This window comes from Planctomycetota bacterium (genome assembly GCA_035384565.1).
GTDB lineage: Bacteria > Planctomycetota > PUPC01 > DSUN01 > DSUN01 > DAOOIT01.
In genome coordinates this window covers 22,262-37,835 of the sequence record DAOOIT010000009.1, presented here as the reverse complement: position 1 = coordinate 37,835, position 15,574 = coordinate 22,262, and the positions used below count along the sequence as shown (strand labels likewise).

Below are 15,574 nucleotides of genomic sequence, written 5' to 3'. Positions count from 1 at the left end.
CGCCCTCTACCCTGATTATAGCGTCCGGTGCGGCCGCGGTCAAACGCCTCAGAGCGCGGCCATGCGGGCGAGAGGCATCCCGATATCCACCACGGCCAGTCGCCCCACCCAGGCAGCGCCCGGCCCTCGCATGCCCACCTTGGGGCAGGCCATGGTGGCCGTCACGTCGGCTCGCAGCACGATGCCCAATGGCTCCCCCGTGTTCGCGTCGAGCCCCGAGGGCACGTCCACCGCGAGAGTCGCGAGGCGCGCCTGGCCCAGCAGGCGCAGCAGGCTGAACTGAGGCTCCCGCGGCGGCTTCGACAGGCCGACGCCGAACACCGCGTCCACGAGCAGCGCGCCGTCCGCCAGCTCGGCGCGCAGCCCCTCCAGGGCCTCCGGAGTGAACACATCGCGGATGGGCAGGCCCATCCGTTCGCAGATCGCCAGGTTGATTCCTGCCTCGCGCGCGCGGTCGGCCCTGGCGCGATCGAAGCAGCAGAAGACCCGGATGTCGAATCCCGCGTTGGACATGTGGCGGGCGATCACGAAGCCGTCGCCGCCGTTGTTGCCCGCGCCGCAGAAGATGAGCACGGGGCCTCTCAGGCCGCGCTCGCGGTAGAGCCGGGCCGCCTCGACGGCGGCGCCGCGCCCGGCGTTCTCCATGAGCACGAGGGCCGGGATGCCGTACTCCTCGATGGCCCGCCGGTCCAGCTCGCGCATTTCCTCGCGCGTCACCCACCTCATCCACGCGGCTCCTGGCGTCTACTCGAGGCCCAGGTCGGCCTTAGTGAAGATGGGCGTGAAGCGGTAGCCGGCGGCCTCGAACCGCTCGCGCGCGCCCTGAAGGCGGTCCACAATGCCGAGCACGCGCACCACGGCGCCGCCCGCCCGCTCCACTTCCCGGATCGCCTCGAGCACCGAGCCGCCGGTGGTGAACACATCCTCCACCACCGCCACCTTCGCCCCAGGGTTCAGATGCCCCTCGATCATTTTCTGGAGCCCGTGTTCCTTCGTCGCCTTGCGCACGAGGAAGCCCGGCAGCGGCCGGTTGTGGCAGTAGCTCGCGTAGCACACGGCCCCCACGATCGGGTCGGCGCCCAGCGTGGGGCCGCCCACGGCGTCCACCGCCTCGCCCTCGAGCATGGCCAGGATGATCTCGCCGATCAGGAACGCCCCTTCGGGGTGCGTGGTGACCATGCGGCAATCTATGTAGTAACTGCTGGTGCCGCCCTTCGACAGCTTCACCTCGCCGTGGCGCACGCCCACCCGCTGGATCAGCTCCATCAGGCGCTTGCGATACTCGGGGTTCACGGGCATCGGCAGGGGCTCCTTGTCAGTAGGGGAACTGGGCATCCATCTTGGCGTCGGACAGCTCTTTGAGGAATCGGGCGACGCGTTCGACCACGAGCGCGACATAACGCCGCCCCTTGTCGGCCGTGGCCGCCCGGGGGTCGCCCACGCCGCTGTTCGTCGTCAGCAGGTGCCAGGGGCGGGTGATCTGCACCCAGCCCTTGTTGATCGCCTCGAAGCGCGTCTCGCGCACAGCGCCCTCGTCGGCATCGGCCAGGTGGACGAGCTCGCCGAAGAGGGCCAGCCCCACGCTCGTCTCCATCTCGTCGGCGTGGTCGCCCGGCTTCTCGAAGATCGCCCTCACCTGGTCGGCGCCCACCTTCCACCAGTCTATGAGCGCGAGGAAGACCTCGGTCTTCCCGTGCAACTCGCGCAGCAGCGGCTTGAAGTCATTGCCCCCGTGGCTGTTGAAGATCACGAACTTGCGGACGCCGTGGTGCTCGACCGAGCGGACGATCTCCGCGACCACCGCGTCGAGCGCGGGCTGCCCCACATGGATCGCCATCGGAAAGCCCATCTGGTTGGAATCCACCCCGTAGGGGATGGTGGGCAGGAGCACCACCTTGGCGCCGAGTCGGAGCGCCGCCTCGCAGCACAGGTCGGCGATCCTCTCGCCGTGGAAGGCGTCGGAGCCGTAGGGGATGTGCAGGTTATGCGGCTCGGTCGCCCCGATGGGCAGCACCGCCACCTCGAACCGCCGCCCCTTCACCTGCTTGTAGGTGAGTTCATCCAGTCGCCATTCTCTCACGGTGCGCCCCCTGCATCCGGCCGCCTCCCGACTCCCGCACTATAGCCTGCAAAGTACAGCCTGTCAAGAACGAACGCCCCCGAGCAACACCGCCAGGCCTGGCGCCTCCGCCCCCACCCGTCGCCAGAGTCTTGGAAACCAGACACGGCGCCGCCATACCCGCTCAACTCCCCCGCCGCCGAGCGATGAGCAAGTATGGCGCTTTGGCGATCCGGACGCCTCTACGGCCTTCCCGCCCATACTTGCTCAATTTCCTCTCTCCCTCAGTTGAGCAAGTATGGCGCTTTGGCGATCCGGGCGGCTTTATGGCCTTTCCACCCATACTTGCTCAATTCTCTCCCCCTCTCGGTTGGGCAAGTATGGCGCGTAGGCGATCCGGGCCTTCCGTGGCCCTTCCTGGCATCTGCGCCGCTTCCGCTCTCACTGGTGTGATGCAGGCGAGGATCGGGCAGGGCCGGGATGCCTCCGTGGCGGGGGCGGCCGGGACCAGCGGCCCTACTCGGCCCGCCCCTTCACCAGTGGTGGATCATGTGCCCCTGGCCAGGGAACCAGAGGACATCCACCACAAAGCCCAGCCCGACGCCCACCGCGTAGCCCAGCAGCAGGCCCAGGAAGAAGGGGCGGGCCTTCCGAAATGCCTGGATGCCGCCCGTCCTGAGCAGAATGGCTTTGATGAGCCAGGTGAGGAAGAGGCTGAAGGCGCAATACGAGATCACCTCGTTGGCCCCGATGGCGAAGCCGATCGGATGCAGCGGCCACCACACGAAGCGGTACTTGAGGAACGTCAGCAGGAACATCCCTGTCGCGCCGACGCCCATGTACGACATCCGAGCCCAGTCGGTGCCCTGCGGGTTGCGGATGTGCCGCACGAAGGTGTCGAAGAACCAGATGTTCCCGCCGCGAATCTCCCAGCAGTTCGTCGTCACCCCGCCCCGCGTGTAGCAGAGGTAGAGGGTCAGGCCGAGCGCGAGCGGGAAGGCGACCGCCGCGGCCAGCGCCGCGGCCCAGGGCAGCACGCGCGCGCGGCGGCCGAGTTGGCCGGCCACGTAGTGGGTGTGGGTCATCGTGGTCGCCAGGATCGGCTTGTTGTCGCACCAGATGGCGAACGTGGAGGCGATGGCGATGAGGCCGGCCGGGCCAATCGCCTCGGAGCCGAGCGTGTAGGCGGCGAACGTCTGCGGCGGCACCGGCCCGCGCACGTAGGGCAGCCCGCACTGCGCCACGATCTTGCTGATCCCCACGTAGACGGCGAGGAAACCGAGCCCGTAGACGCACAGCGTGCCCCACCCCATGCCCAGCCGGTGCAGCCACGCGGCCACCAGCACCACGCCCGCCAGCAGGCCCAGCACCGCCGTGCGATAGCGCAGCGGCTCCCGCGAGTCGTCCACGCCGTCCCAGCGCGGGTTCCAGGCCTTGCGGGCCACGTCGGCCAGGTGGCGGCGCGCCATCCAGAGGCTGATGGCCACGAAGGCCAGGAACGCGCCCTGGTCCTGCCACGCGGTCATGGGCGACAGGCCCTCCCAGATGCCCCAGGGCATGGCCACGCCCAGGCGGCTCATCACGCCCACCTCGATCATCGCCACGGCGTGGAAGAACCACACGCTGAAGAGCACCTCGAGCGGCGTGAGGAACGCGAAGCCCATCACCAGCAGGTTCACCTTGGTGCGCAACACGGGGAAGCCGGGGCCGATCGTGATGAAGTGCTCGCCGTGGAAGATGGGCAGCGTGGGAAAGGTCTCATCGAAGAAGTTGATGAGGTTCCACGCCGTGGCGAACAGCGGAATGCCGGCCCCGATCCAGAACATCTTGCTGCACAGGAACGCCGGCAGCCGCCCGCGGCCCGGCTCGATCAGGTCGAGCGGCACGCGGGCGAGCGGGAACGCCAGGCGCTCGCGGTCCACCCACTGCCGCCGCAGCAGCACGGTGCCGCAGAAGCTGGCCGTGGCCAGCCCCGCGAGCGGCACGGTCCACCACAGCAGCGGCAGCGCCCACACCCGCCAGGGGAACGCGGCGCCGGCCGGCATGCCCTGGAAGAACCAGCCCATCGCGCCCCCCTCGTCGGGCGGAAACGCCCACTTGGGCAGGTGCGGCACCAGGAGCGTGAGCCAGTCGTTCTCCGGCGTGGCGAAGTAGTAGGGCGTCGCCAGGATCGAGGGGATGAAGCCCACCATCGAGAGCGTGGGGAACATGGCGCCCACGAAGGTCATCACGAAGATGACGATCAACTCCTCGCGGCAGAACGCCTTCGGCGCCGCAAGCCGCACCAGCGGCACCACGAGCATCATGAACAGGGCGAACGGGATCAACGCCCCCTCGGGCAGGTAGGCGAACGTCAGCCGCGACGACACGATCACGTAGTCCGACGCGAAGACGTAGAGGTTCACCCCCACGGCCATGAGCGTGCCGACGAGGAGGGCCCGCCCCCAGCGCGGGGCAGCCGCTGACGCCCCGTCATCCGTGCCACCCTCGTCGGTCGCCATTGGCGCTCTCCGCGTGGTCTCTGCTCCGCTCAGAAGCTGTGCAGCGCGACCCCGAGCTTAGCGAAGTGCTCTCGGCTGAACGTGGCCAGGCTCCCACAGCCACTGGCATCGAGGCTCGCAGCAATGTAGGCGTCGGCGAACTCCTGCCGCGCCGCGCGGGCTCGCCGCAGGGCGTCCTCGACCTGGGGGCGGTCCGTCAGCTCCAGCCCCGGGGTCGCGAGCACCCGCGCAACCACGTCCAAGAGCTCTTCCCGTGAGAGTCTGTAGAAGCTCCGCAGGGTCCAGGCAACCTCGAACAACACAGGAGGACCGCACACGAGCGTGACATCCCCCCTCTCGGCGTCTGCGAACAGGCTGGCGGACCTCTCGTGCTGGGAGGGGTCCCCATGGGTGAACAGGCGGAGGAAGATGTTCGAGTCGACGAAGACCCTCTTCATTCCTTCCCCAATACGTGCCTGGCTACGGCTTTCTGCATGGCCGTCTCCTCCTCTTCAGGGGAGCCGCCCTTCCCCAGGAACCCCCGCAGGCTGAGGATGCCTGGGGCCGGCGTGATGCGGATGCCCCCCTCAACAGCCTCGATGAACACCCGCGACTTCAGCTTGATCCCGGTCGCCCGTCGGCACTCAGCGGGCAACGTGACCTGCCCCTTCGACGATACCTTGGCAACAGGCATAGCAGGCCTCCTTTGATCCTGTGGCATGCGCATTATAGCTAGTAAAGGTATTCAGGTCAAGTAAAGGGTTTTGAGCCATGATGCGTACTATGCCATCTTCTTTACTTCGCCGCCTGCACCCGGAGCGCCCCCTGCCACGCGGGGATGCCGACGTACCAGAACGTGGTCGTGGTGTACACCCAGCCGTAGCCGTCGTGGGGCGTGTAGGCGGGGAAGGTGGTCTCCATTGCGTCGGCCGGGAGGTCGGTGGTGGGGGCGTCCTTGGGGATGTTGCCGTGGAAGCCCTTGGCCCGCTTGGCGAGCCACTCGAGCGCCCGCTTATCGCCCGTGGTGCGGTAGTAGTGGGCGAGCAGCGGGCAGGCGGCCATGTGGTTCGACCAGTCCTCGCGGCGCTTGGCGTCGGGGCCGAAGCCCTCGAGGGCGAGGGTCCACTCGTTGATCATCTTGTCCAACGCGCGATTCTGGTAGAGGTCGGCGATCTCGATGAAGGCGATGGAGCCGCCGAACGACCAGATCCACAGCCCGGTGTTCGGGTCCTCGGGCGGGGCGCCCGCGGTGTTCGTCGCCCAGTCCCAGTTCGCCTTCGCCGCCGGGTAGCCGTTGTGCTCCTTGGCGAACGCGATCTGGAGGTTGACGTAGCCGTTGATGCGGTCGAGGTACTTGGGGTCAAGGGTCATCTCGTGGCCCATGATCATGGCCCAGAGCACCGCCTCGTCGCCGTCGGCGGCCATGTACTGGCTGCGCCTGGTCTTCATCGCGGCGGCGACGATTCGCTCCATGTACTCGCGGAGCACGGGATCGGCGGTCTGGTAGTAGGCGAGGCGGAAGCCCGGCGGGGAGCCGAGCCGCTGGCCCCAGTAGCCGTCGGACCAGTGCTGGCAGTTGTGCCGGCCGCCGCACAGGTCAATCCCGCTCGTCGTGGAGTTGCGGTACTTCTGTTCGCCGAGCTTGCCGTTGGGGCTCATGAACGGCTGCGGGTTGGCGTGGCGGACGTCCACCTCGAAGACGTGGTAGCTCATGGCCTCGGCGGCCTCCCAGATGCGGCGGCTGCCGGTCATCAGGTAGGCGAGATGGTGGTTGAGGTCGCGGACCGGCTCGTTGTTGTACCAGCCGTAGCGCCCGTCGTCCACGGCCCAGCGGTGGCGATAGGCGTCGTAGACCTGGATCTCGTCGCCGAAGTCCCAGAAGCCGAACCAGCGCCAGTAGTCGCGGTTGTGGCGGTGCATGCGGGGCAGGTGGTAGAGCACATTGTCATAGTGGGCATCGTTCGTCGCGGCCCCGTGCTCGGCCACGTGGCCCACGGCCAGGGTGTCGGCCACGTAGCGGGGGCTTACGCGCGCCAGCGGCGGCCGTAGCACGGCGCCGGCCCGCGACAGGCCGTCCTGCTGAGGCCCCGGCCCCGCGGCGTGGAATGCCCACACGGCCTCATGTGTGCGCAGCGCGCCGAAGGCCGTCCCCCAGCCGGTCGAGGACGATTCGCCGTCGCCGTAGTGGAAGCTGTAGCGCCGCACGTCCATCGGCGGCACGTGGGGCGAGTAGAAGTGGGTCCACACCCCCTCCTTGTCCACGTGAATCTCCTGGGGCCACATTTCGCGCATGCGACGCAAGCCCACTGCCACGCCCCACCGTGTTCCGGTAACGTCGAGCCAGCCTGTCGCCTCGCACCCGCGTTCCAGTTCTCTCACCTTCGGGCCGGCCGCCTGCCAGAGCAGCGCCGAGTCCGCGCCCTCCTGGAGAACCCCGCTCTCGCCCTCGCGCGGCCACTCGAGCCCTTTGCGGCGATCCACGGAGGCCGTGACCGTTTGCCGCGGCTCGGCGGGGAGAGGCAGGCGGACGCCGAGCTGGCGGAGGAAGTCGCGCGTCACGTCGCCCGCGAACATGAAGGTATGCTGGAGCCGCACCGTCGCCGAGCCCGCATAGAGGTGGAACCGCAGGCTCACGGGCGTGCCGACCTGGGGGCGGTGCTTGGGGTCAATCGTCGAGGCCAGGAGCTGGTGCTTGAGGTTCGCCCGCACGAGCACCACGGCCCGCAGCGGCGACTGCTCCTCGACCTTCAGCTCCGTGACCTCGGCCACGCCGGGGTCGGCCTCGCCCGGGTCGCACCAGGTGCGCGAGCGGTAGGTCTCGGTGTCCTGGATGTGGCTGAAGGCGCAGCCGAAGATGTCCGGCCCGGGCTTGACGATCGTCTCGTCGTCGGTCACCTTCCCATCGCCATTGAGGTCCAGGCCGATTGTCAATGCCAGCTTGCCGCCTGCGTTGGCGGCGGCGAACCGCAGCCTGCCCGTGTCTACGCTCACGCTGGCGGGGGCCTCGGTGACCTTGAGCGGGTTCGAGATGGGCGCCGGCTGTGCCCTGCCGCCGAGAACGAGCTTGAGCTTCGCCACCTTGCGCGCCTCGAGGCGCGGCTGGAAGTCGAGGGCCAGCCACTTGAGGCTGCCGTCGGGCCAGAAGGCGGTCGGCTTGGCCACACAGGGGATGGGCTGGCTCCTCTCGTCGAGGAGAGCCACCTTTGCGGCGTCCTTGAGCGCGCCGCGCCGCAGCGGGATGCCGCGGGTGACAGGGAGGGCATCGTGGTTCGCTCCGTTCGGCTCATCCACCCAAAGAGTCACCTCGTCGGGGGGGCCGGGGTCGTGCGAAGCGAAGGCGGGGTCGTCAGGCACCTCGATCGGCTCGGAGCGGCCCACGCGGTCGGCGACCTTCATCGCGCCGAAGTTCGCCTGGGTGGGCGGCAGCTTGGCCAGGGCCTCGCCGATGGCGGCCAGCGCAGGGCGCTTCTTGGCGTCGCGGTAGGCCTGGGCGTTGCGCGTCTCCTCTTCCGACGGCTCGATCCAGATATACGCGGGACCGGCGGCGAGCGTGGCAGGGGCCGAACTCAGATCGAGCGGGCGACAGTAGGGGGACTGGAAGCAGAGGTAGAGGGCCTTGGCCTGGCTGTCGAGGTAGATTTCCTTCGGGGCCGCCTTCTCGATGCCGGGCATGCCGGCGGCAATGGCCAGGCGGCCATCGGCCACGGCCATCCAGCCGGGGTGGACGCCGCCGTGCTGGAGGACGAAGGGCGGGTTCACCTTGCTCCAGGCCTCCCACACCTGGCACGAGGCGGGCGTGGCCTGGCGGATGCCGGCAAGCTGCCAGAGCATGTGGCCCCACACGCTCTTGTCGTTCTGCTCGGCCACGAGCCAACGGACCTCCGGAATCTCGACGCCGACACGGGGCAGGATGGCAACAGCCACCGTCTTCCGGTCCACCGGCGATTTGCCGTCGGAGTTGGGGTGGAACGTGAGCGAGAGGGGCAGCGCCAGGCCGAACGAGGTGAGCCAGCCGCCCTTCGCCTTCTCGGGCAGGGCCAGTTCGGCCGAGACGGCCATCGCCGGGCCGCTTTCGGGCACCGCGATGCGAACCGTGAACGGCGCCTCGCCGAGCCCCTCGAAGGCCACCGTTCCGGCAATCTCCACCTCGCCTGCTCCGCCCGCCTGTTTGCCGGCCACCCGTGCCACTTTCACCGTCCCGCGGATCTCTTTGCCGCGGATCGGCTGGAGCGGCGGGGTCTCCCCGGCCGGCACGGCGATTGAGGCGAATAGCCCGCCGGCAGGCGAAGGCACGCACGCCACCGCGTTGGCCCACTGCGCTCCCGCCACAAAGCCGTTGCCGCCGGCATCGAACACCAGCGTGAGCGGCCCGCGGGCAACCGTCACCTCGGCCCCCGCCGGCTTCACCTGAACCCCCTCGCCGGCCCAACACGCCGCGGCCAAGCCGAGAATCGCGAGGGAAAGGGGCGCAAGGATGCTCTTCATGGGCGAGTCCTCCGGAGGGATGGTGCAGGCGGCGAAGACTACGGACGCCCACTATATGCCGTCGGGCGAGCGCATGCAAGGAGGACGTCGGGAGAGGCGGGGCGCCCGCCTGCATCGCCCTCGGGCGGGCGGAGCGGCAGGACAGCGGATCGCAGCGGCCGCTTCACTCAGCAGGGCGCATCGCTACTTCGGCGCCGGCTGGGCCACACCACGCCCGCTTGCGGCGCGCTCCGACCTTCGCTCCGCTGACGCCGGCAGCGCGCGTGGGTTTCCCCACGGACCCTAGGTTGCGAGCGACTTGCCCAGCTCGCGCGCCTCCTTGAGCAGCGCGCGGTTCTTCTTCACGTCGCCCGGCTTCCAGGCCGTGCCGTAGACCATCCCCACGATCTTCGCCCCGATGAAATTGAAGGCGTCCTGGAACGTCCGCAAGACGTTCACGGCGCCGGAACTGAAGACGTCGGGCGCGCCGTAGGTGACGGCGATGCCGATCTTCTTGCCCGCAAACGCGTGGCCGCTGGGCGTGATGAGCGCGTAACAGCGATCGAGCCACAGCTTCATCTGCGCCGACATGGTGAACCAGTAGACGGGGGTCGCGAGCAGCAGCGCGTCGGCGGTCTGGAGCTTCGGGTAGAGGGCGCGCATGTCGTCGGCGATCACGCAGCCCTTCGCGTTCTTCTTCTGGCACGCGTCGCAGCCGGTGCACGCCTCGATCTCGAGGCCCTGGAGGTACACCGTCTCGACCTCGGCCCCTGCGGCCTTGGCCCCCTGGGCGGCCTCGGCGGCGAGCAGGGCGCTGTTGCCCTTCTTGCGCGGGCTGCCGAGCAGAATCAACACCTTCTTCTTCGTTGCCATAGCGGTCTCCTACTTCTCCAGGTACTGGCGGATGGCCTTGGCGAGGTCGCGGCCGAAGGCGCGGGCGGTGTCGGCGGTGACGGCCTGCCCGCCGGCGTTGGCGTAGGGAATCTCGAAGCTGGCCGCAAGACGCACGCCCGGCTGCTCGCCCGCCCACCGGCTGAAGCTCTTGCCGCCGCCGTAGTTTCTGCCCGTGTTCCACGCTTGGCCGAAGGGCAGGTTGTCGCTCGCTCGGTAGGGCAGGGGGCCGGTGCGGACGGCCTCGAGCAGCTTGCCGAAGGCGCACTGCTGCTCCCATATCGCGGGCGCCTCGGAGCCGACGATGTAGATGACCTCGTTGTGCGGGCCGCGGATGTGCGGGCAGTGCAGGTCGAGGGCGACCCTGAGCCGCCCGTGGGCCCACTTGGGCACGAAGTCGCGGATGGCGCGTGTCTCGGGATAGACGCCCTCGCCCTCGTAGTCGCGGTTGTGGTCGCGGGGCTTGCGGTTCTTGCCCTGGTCGCCGTCTTCCACACCGTCCTTGTCGGCGAAGGGTACGAGCATCGCCTCGACGTGCTCGCGGAACCAGCGGCCGTCGTCGGTGTCGGCGAGCATGGCCTCGATGAGGCCCTCCAGGGCATAGCTGGCCATGCACTCGCAGCAGTGGTGGCGGGCCGTCACGACGACGCGGTGGTCGGGCCCGCCTGCAAGCTTGCCCACGTGGAGCCGCTCGACGTCGCGCCCCTTGCGCGACGTGCACAGCGTCGCGGCCTTGAGGCTGGGGTTGCCCTCCCAGCGCGCGAGAAAAGCCTTCAGGTTCGCCTCGAAGTAGGGCATGGCGAAGCAGAAACGCACCTCGGCGGCATCGGCGGGGAATGCATACGTGAAACTCGTGCCCTTGACCGCTGCCGCGCCGAGCCAGGCCCACGTCTGGCCGCCGTCGGAGCTCAGGGCCGGACCGCGCACACCGAGCACGTTGCCATCGGTGAAGCGGAACGTGAGGGTGCGGCCCGCCGCGCCCTGCACGCGGAAGTGCCACCAGAACCAGGGGCCGGCCGTGTCGCGCAGATCCTGATGCAGCACGACGGTGTCGCCTTCGATCTTCTCGATGATGGCGTTGCCGCCGGGGAAGGCGGCGTCCACCATCACCGGCTCAGCCGCGGGCGCGTGGACGGCGAGCAGGCCCACGAATGCGCCCAGGCACGCGCACCATAGCGAGGCATCGGACGGCAAGATCACGGCGTAGGCTCCTTCGGGAGGGCGAAGCGCTCGACCACCTCGGGCGGCAGGGCGCGCGGACGGCCGTCTCGGCCCGTGCAGCCGTGCACGGTGTAGCCGGCGGCGACCTCGCGCCGGCCGTCGGGCGACGTGAGGCGGTTGACGAAGGTCATCTTCACGCGGCCGAGCGCGGGCACGGCTGTGCTCAGGCGGAACACCTCGCGGGGGCGCAAGGGGCTGAGGTAGCGGCAGAACGCCTCGGCCACGGGCAGCAGCACGCCCTGGCGCTCGAGGACGCTGTAGGGCAGGCCCACGGCGCGGGTCAGTTCGGCGCGGCCCGCCTCGAACCACGCGAAGTAGCTGCCGAAGTAGGCCACGCCCTGCGCATCGGTCTCCGCGTAACGCACGCGCAACTCCTGCGTGCACTCGCGGGCGCCGCGCGGCAGCGCGCCGAGGAGCGGGTCGGCCCGCTCGCTCACCACGATGCGCTCCACCCGCTGTTCGGCCGCAGCGAGAAGGCGCTCGGGCATGGGCAGGGCCTTGCCGTCGGGGCCGATCAGCACGCGGGCCATCTTGCCCGTGGCCAGCACCGCGCCGTCCTCGACCCGCACCAGCTCGGTCTCGAGCAGCGCGCGCTTGGGCGCGGCCTGCGACAGCCGCACGCGCACGGCCACCAGGTCGTCGTAGACGGCGGGGCGCAGGAACCGGGCGTACGACTCGGCGGCGGCGACCAGGATGCCCTGGCGGTCCAGCTCAGGCGCCCGCACTCCAAGGGTTTCGAGAAAGTGCAGCTCGCCCACCTCCCACCAGGTGAAGTACGAGCCGTAGTAGGCCACGGCCTGGGCATCGGTCTCGGCGTAGCGCACGCGGAATGGCGGCGTTTCGACGGGCACGCGGTCCCCCCTGTTCGTCAGTTTGCGGCTGGCCAGCGGTTATTATACAATGCCACCACTGCCCGTCAACGACACCCCAGGAGAGAACGCACGATGGCCCTGATCGCCGACGCGACGCACGCCCGCGAAGTCATCCAGGAGGCCCGCGAGAGGGGCGTGGCGCTGATCAACGTGAACCCCGAATGCGAGCGTGGCATCGAGGCCTGCCTGCGCGCGGCCAAGAGCTTCGGCGAACGCGTGGGCGCGCCCGACATCCCGCTGTTCCTCTCCATCTGCGGCACTTACCACGCTCGCCCGCAGATCAAGCTCTATACCAGCCTCGGCGACCCCTGGCTCGGCTTCGAGGCCTGGCTTGCCCAGGTGGCCTTCTACACCGACCCCGCCGGGCCGTTCGGCAAGATTCGCGTGATGACTCACCTCGACCACGGCCAGCCGGGCGACGACGACGAGATCCTCGAGCGCCGCCTCGCCAGGCTCACCAGCGTGATGTTCGACGCCTCGACCCTGCCCTTCGACGAGAACATCAAGGCGACCGCCGCCTACGTCGAGCGCCACCGCGGCCAAGTGGTCGTCGAGGGCGCCGTGGACGAGATCTTCGAGTCCGGCACCGGCCAGACGAAGAACCAGGTGACCACGGTTGAGCAGGCCAAGCGCTACGTGGCGGCGACGGGCGTGGACCTCATCGTGCCCAACCTGGGCACCGAGCACCGCGCCTCGGCCCGCGAGCTGCGCTACTATGGCGACCAGGCCCGCGCCATCAGTGGCGCCGTGGGCAAGCTCCTCGTCCTCCACGGCACCTCCAGCCTGTCCCCCGCCGACTTCACGCGCCTCAAGGACGACGGGATCATCAAGGTGAACATCTGGACCGCCATCGAGAAGGCCGGAGCGCAGTCCTGCGTGCGCAAGGCCCTCGATGAGCTGGGCAACACCTTCACCGAGGCCGACCTGCGCGCGATGGTGGATGCGCGCATTCTCGGCCCGAAGTGCCTGGACGCCCGCTACCGCGACGAGCAGTGCGGCGGGCGCCTCTACCCGAAGCTCGACCACTTCGCCGAGGCCATTCGCCGCGACGCCTGGGTGGCCGGCGCCCAGCCCCTCGTCGAGGCGTGCCTGCGCGACCTGGGCTATGAGGCGTTTGCCCGATGAACGATCCGCTCCACGGAGCCGGCAGCGCCCCTCCGGCCAGCGACCCCTGGCAAGTGGGGCCGCCGCCCGCGCAGACCCCCATCGGGCGGCGCAAGAAGATCACGAAGTTCCTGCTCACCGGCGTCGCCGTGCTGCTGCCCGTGTTTCTCACGGGCTATGTGGTGGTCATCCTGTGCCGGTTTGTGGACGATCTTCTGGGCTATTGGCTCGGGCGGCAGCTCGCGAGCCTGCTTGGGATGGAGCCGACGAATGGCGCCACGCGGGCGGCGGGCGCTGTCCTGGCCGTCGTGGGGGCGGTGGCCCTGGCGGGCCTCGTGGGCGCCCTCGTGGGCAGCTTCTTCGGCCAGCGCCTGGTGGACGGCCTTCAGCACCTGCTGCTCAAGGTGCCCCTCATCCGGAGCATTTACCCCTCGGTGAAACAGATCACCGATTTCTTCTTTGGAGCGAAGAAGCCCCAATTCCACAGCGTCGTGGCAGTTCCTTTCCCCAGCCAGGGGCTCTACTCCCTCGCCTTCGTCACGGGCTCGGGCATGCGGTCGCTCAACGCCGCGCGGGGCGAGGAACTCGTCCAGGTTTTCGTGCCCTTCTCGCCGGCGCCGGTGACCGGCTACGTCATCTTCGTGCCCAGGCACGACCTGATTGAGTTGCCGATCACAGTCGAGGAGGCCCTCCAGATCCTCGTGTCGGGCGGCGTCATCATCCCGCCCGGCGAGGCCATCGAGGCGGCCAAACCGCCTGAGGCCGAGGCCCCCGCATCCTGACCTCTCCCCCTTCCGCCCCATTGCTGCCATGTTGGCCGGGCATTCATGCCCCGGCAGCCCGGCAGGAGGGCGCTCAGCGGCTCAGGCGCTTGACGAGATCGGCATAGGTCGCATCATCCGGGGCAAGGGCGGCGGCGCGGCGGGCGGCCTCGAGGGCTTTGGCCCTGTCGCCCGCCGCCTCGTGGGCGAGGGCCAGCGTGCCCAGGTAACGCGGCTCATCGGGCCGGAGGCCGAGGGCCTTCTGCGCGCGGCGCACGGCTTCGGCGGGCTTGCGGTGGGGCGGACGCGCCGTGGCGTAGAACAACGCGAGCTGGTTGTGGCACTCGGCGTAGTTGGGATGCAACTTCAAGGTGGCCAGCAGGATACGCTCGGCCTGCTCTGCCCGCCCCTCGCGCGCGTAACGGGCGGCCAAGGCGATCGCGGCGTCCGGGTCGCGGGGATCCTCGGCCACCTTCTCCCACACCCGCTCATCGCCGTTCGGCGTCGGCTGCGCCGGCCCGGCTCGCACGCTGTGCAGCACGCGGTCGAAAAGCACCTCGAGGAGCCTGTACCGAGCCTCGAGGCAGTTGAAAGATACGTACGCGATCCGCCCGAGCGGCGTGGGGAGCAGCACCGTGCGGCTGCGCTCCACGTGGGTGTCGAGCTTGCGGCGCGAGAGCAACTCGATTCCCGTCGCACTCCCCACGGTGATCTCGCGGCTCGCGATCAACTCGACCCGTTGCTCGGAGTACATCCGGCGAATGCTGGCTGCGGCCGCCGCCACGTCGGCCCCCTCTTTCGGCGGCACGAGGCGCGCGACAATGAATGCCACGTCGGGCCGCACGAAAATGTGGAAGGGGTACGACTCGTTCGGCGGGTGGTAGCGCCACCCCTTCGGCACGCTGAGCGTCAGGTCGCCGTCGAGGCGGCGCGGCTCCAGCTCGCCGCCGATCACGAGCATCCATTCCGACGCCCGCGCGTGCCGCACCGCCATCGCAAGCGAGCCGGCCATGCCCACCACGGCCGCCGCCGCTGCGAGGCGGACGAGCAGTTCGCCGAGGCCATCGCTCTCGCCCAACACCCGCACGGGGCGCAGCACCAATGCTGCCACCATGCCGGCCACGAAGCCGCCGGCGTGCGCCGCGTTGTCAATGAACGGCACGGTGACGCCCAGGGCCACGTTCATCCCGAGCACGATGGCCAGGTTGACGAGCAGACGATTACGGGCCTTCGGCAGGATGAGGCGCCGGTGCCGGGTGGCGAAGACGACCAGTGCACCGAACAGCCCGAAGATGGCCCCCGAGGCGCCGACCGAGACGGGGATCGTTGTGGCGAGCGAGGCCAGGTTGCCGCACACGAGCGCCGCCGCGTAGAGGATCAGGAACCGCCGCGTGCCCCACAGCCCCTCGATCAAGGTGCCGAGGTTCCACAGCGCGAACAGGTTCACCGCCAGATGCAGCAGGTCGGCATGGAGGAACCCGGCGCTGGCCAGCCGCCACCACTGGCGCGAGTGGACGATGAGGTCGCGGTCCTTCGCCCCGTAACACACCAGGGTCGCCGCATCGAGGCTGTGGCCGAAGAACCACGCCGCCGCGAAAGCTGCGCCGCAGGCGGCGAGAAGCGCCCACGACGCTATCGGCCTGGCCCGCACGGGCCGCGGGGGCGGGGGAGGGGATGGCGCGGGGTAATCCGCCGTGGCCATGGGGCGCCTCGCGGCCCTTG

13 protein-coding genes are annotated in these 15,574 nt (G+C 69.5%); 2 read left to right on the top strand and 11 right to left on the bottom strand.

Annotated features, from left to right (window positions below; all coding sequences use genetic code 11):
* Window positions 1–48: 48 nt before the first annotated feature.
* The 10 genes from PLE19_05135 to PLE19_05090 all read right to left on the bottom strand — a co-directional run bounded on the left by PLE19_05135 (window position 49) and on the right by PLE19_05090 (window position 11,966).
* Window positions 49–726, bottom strand: a complete 678-nt coding sequence (locus PLE19_05135) for an NAD(P)H-hydrate epimerase (GenBank protein HPD14309.1) — start codon at window positions 724–726, stop codon at window positions 49–51.
* Between the two features lie 18 nt (window positions 727–744).
* Window positions 745–1,299, bottom strand: a complete 555-nt coding sequence (gene pyrE, locus PLE19_05130; protein HPD14308.1) for an orotate phosphoribosyltransferase — start codon at window positions 1,297–1,299, stop codon at window positions 745–747.
* A 16-nt stretch (window positions 1,300–1,315) separates the two neighbouring features.
* Window positions 1,316–2,080: a creatininase family protein gene (locus tag PLE19_05125; protein HPD14307.1), complete on the bottom strand. Its 765-nt coding sequence runs from the start codon at window positions 2,078–2,080 to the stop codon at window positions 1,316–1,318.
* Window positions 2,081–2,592: 512 nt separating this feature from the next.
* Window positions 2,593–4,560 (bottom strand): hypothetical protein, encoded by a 1,968-nt coding sequence (locus tag PLE19_05120; protein HPD14306.1) that lies wholly within the window; start codon window positions 4,558–4,560, stop codon window positions 2,593–2,595.
* A gap of 29 nt (window positions 4,561–4,589) precedes the next feature.
* Window positions 4,590–4,997, bottom strand: a complete 408-nt coding sequence (locus PLE19_05115; protein HPD14305.1) for a PIN domain-containing protein — start codon at window positions 4,995–4,997, stop codon at window positions 4,590–4,592.
* A complete protein-coding gene (locus tag PLE19_05110; GenBank protein ID HPD14304.1) occupies window positions 4,994–5,233 on the bottom strand; it encodes an AbrB/MazE/SpoVT family DNA-binding domain-containing protein in 240 nt (79 codons plus the stop codon). Before PLE19_05110 ends, PLE19_05115 begins: the two co-directional genes overlap by 4 nt.
* A gap of 101 nt (window positions 5,234–5,334) precedes the next feature.
* Window positions 5,335–9,024 (bottom strand): hypothetical protein, encoded by a 3,690-nt coding sequence (locus tag PLE19_05105; GenBank protein HPD14303.1) that lies wholly within the window; start codon window positions 9,022–9,024, stop codon window positions 5,335–5,337.
* A gap of 282 nt (window positions 9,025–9,306) precedes the next feature.
* Window positions 9,307–9,876 (bottom strand): flavodoxin family protein, encoded by a 570-nt coding sequence (locus tag PLE19_05100; GenBank protein HPD14302.1) that lies wholly within the window; start codon window positions 9,874–9,876, stop codon window positions 9,307–9,309.
* A gap of 9 nt (window positions 9,877–9,885) precedes the next feature.
* Complete coding sequence (locus tag PLE19_05095; protein ID HPD14301.1) at window positions 9,886–11,094, bottom strand: M14 family zinc carboxypeptidase; 1,209 nt, start codon at window positions 11,092–11,094, stop codon at window positions 9,886–9,888.
* Window positions 11,091–11,966: a thioesterase family protein gene (locus PLE19_05090; GenBank protein HPD14300.1), complete on the bottom strand. Its 876-nt coding sequence runs from the start codon at window positions 11,964–11,966 to the stop codon at window positions 11,091–11,093. Before PLE19_05090 ends, PLE19_05095 begins: the two co-directional genes overlap by 4 nt.
* Window positions 11,967–12,059: 93 nt before the next feature.
* Between PLE19_05090 and PLE19_05085 the strand changes: the two genes are divergently transcribed.
* A complete protein-coding gene (locus tag PLE19_05085) occupies window positions 12,060–13,112 on the top strand; it encodes a class II fructose-bisphosphate aldolase (GenBank protein ID HPD14299.1) in 1,053 nt (350 codons plus the stop codon).
* The gene (locus PLE19_05080; protein HPD14298.1) at window positions 13,109–13,873 is read left to right on the top strand and encodes a DUF502 domain-containing protein; all 765 of its coding nucleotides are present in this window, start codon (window positions 13,109–13,111) and stop codon (window positions 13,871–13,873) included. The genes PLE19_05085 and PLE19_05080 overlap by 4 nt, the downstream gene beginning before the upstream one ends.
* A 73-nt stretch (window positions 13,874–13,946) precedes the next feature.
* On the opposite strand, the gene PLE19_05075 is transcribed toward PLE19_05080, so the two are convergent.
* On the bottom strand, window positions 13,947–15,554 hold the full coding sequence (locus PLE19_05075; GenBank protein ID HPD14297.1) for a rhomboid family intramembrane serine protease: 1,608 nt from the start codon (window positions 15,552–15,554) through the stop codon (window positions 13,947–13,949).
* Between the last annotated feature and the right edge of the window lie 20 nt (window positions 15,555–15,574).

What these genes read in the sequence shown, in the direction of transcription:
- PLE19_05135 (HPD14309.1), bottom strand. Translation starts at nt 726, where the DNA reads ATGAGGTGGGTGACGCGCGAGGAAATGCGCGAGCTGGACCGGCGGGCC.
- pyrE (HPD14308.1), bottom strand. Translation starts at nt 1,299, where the DNA reads ATGCCCGTGAACCCCGAGTATCGCAAGCGCCTGATGGAGCTGATCCAG.
- PLE19_05120 (HPD14306.1), bottom strand. Translation starts at nt 4,560, where the DNA reads ATGGCGACCGACGAGGGTGGCACGGATGACGGGGCGTCAGCGGCTGCC.
- PLE19_05115 (HPD14305.1), bottom strand. Translation starts at nt 4,997, where the DNA reads ATGAAGAGGGTCTTCGTCGACTCGAACATCTTCCTCCGCCTGTTCACC.
- PLE19_05110 (HPD14304.1), bottom strand. Translation starts at nt 5,233, where the DNA reads ATGCCTGTTGCCAAGGTATCGTCGAAGGGGCAGGTCACGTTGCCCGCT.
- PLE19_05105 (HPD14303.1), bottom strand. Translation starts at nt 9,024, where the DNA reads ATGAAGAGCATCCTTGCGCCCCTTTCCCTCGCGATTCTCGGCTTGGCC.
- PLE19_05100 (HPD14302.1), bottom strand. Translation starts at nt 9,876, where the DNA reads ATGGCAACGAAGAAGAAGGTGTTGATTCTGCTCGGCAGCCCGCGCAAG.
- PLE19_05085 (HPD14299.1), top strand. Translation starts at nt 12,060, where the DNA reads ATGGCCCTGATCGCCGACGCGACGCACGCCCGCGAAGTCATCCAGGAG.
- PLE19_05080 (HPD14298.1), top strand. Translation starts at nt 13,109, where the DNA reads ATGAACGATCCGCTCCACGGAGCCGGCAGCGCCCCTCCGGCCAGCGAC.
- PLE19_05075 (HPD14297.1), bottom strand. Translation starts at nt 15,554, where the DNA reads ATGGCCACGGCGGATTACCCCGCGCCATCCCCTCCCCCGCCCCCGCGG.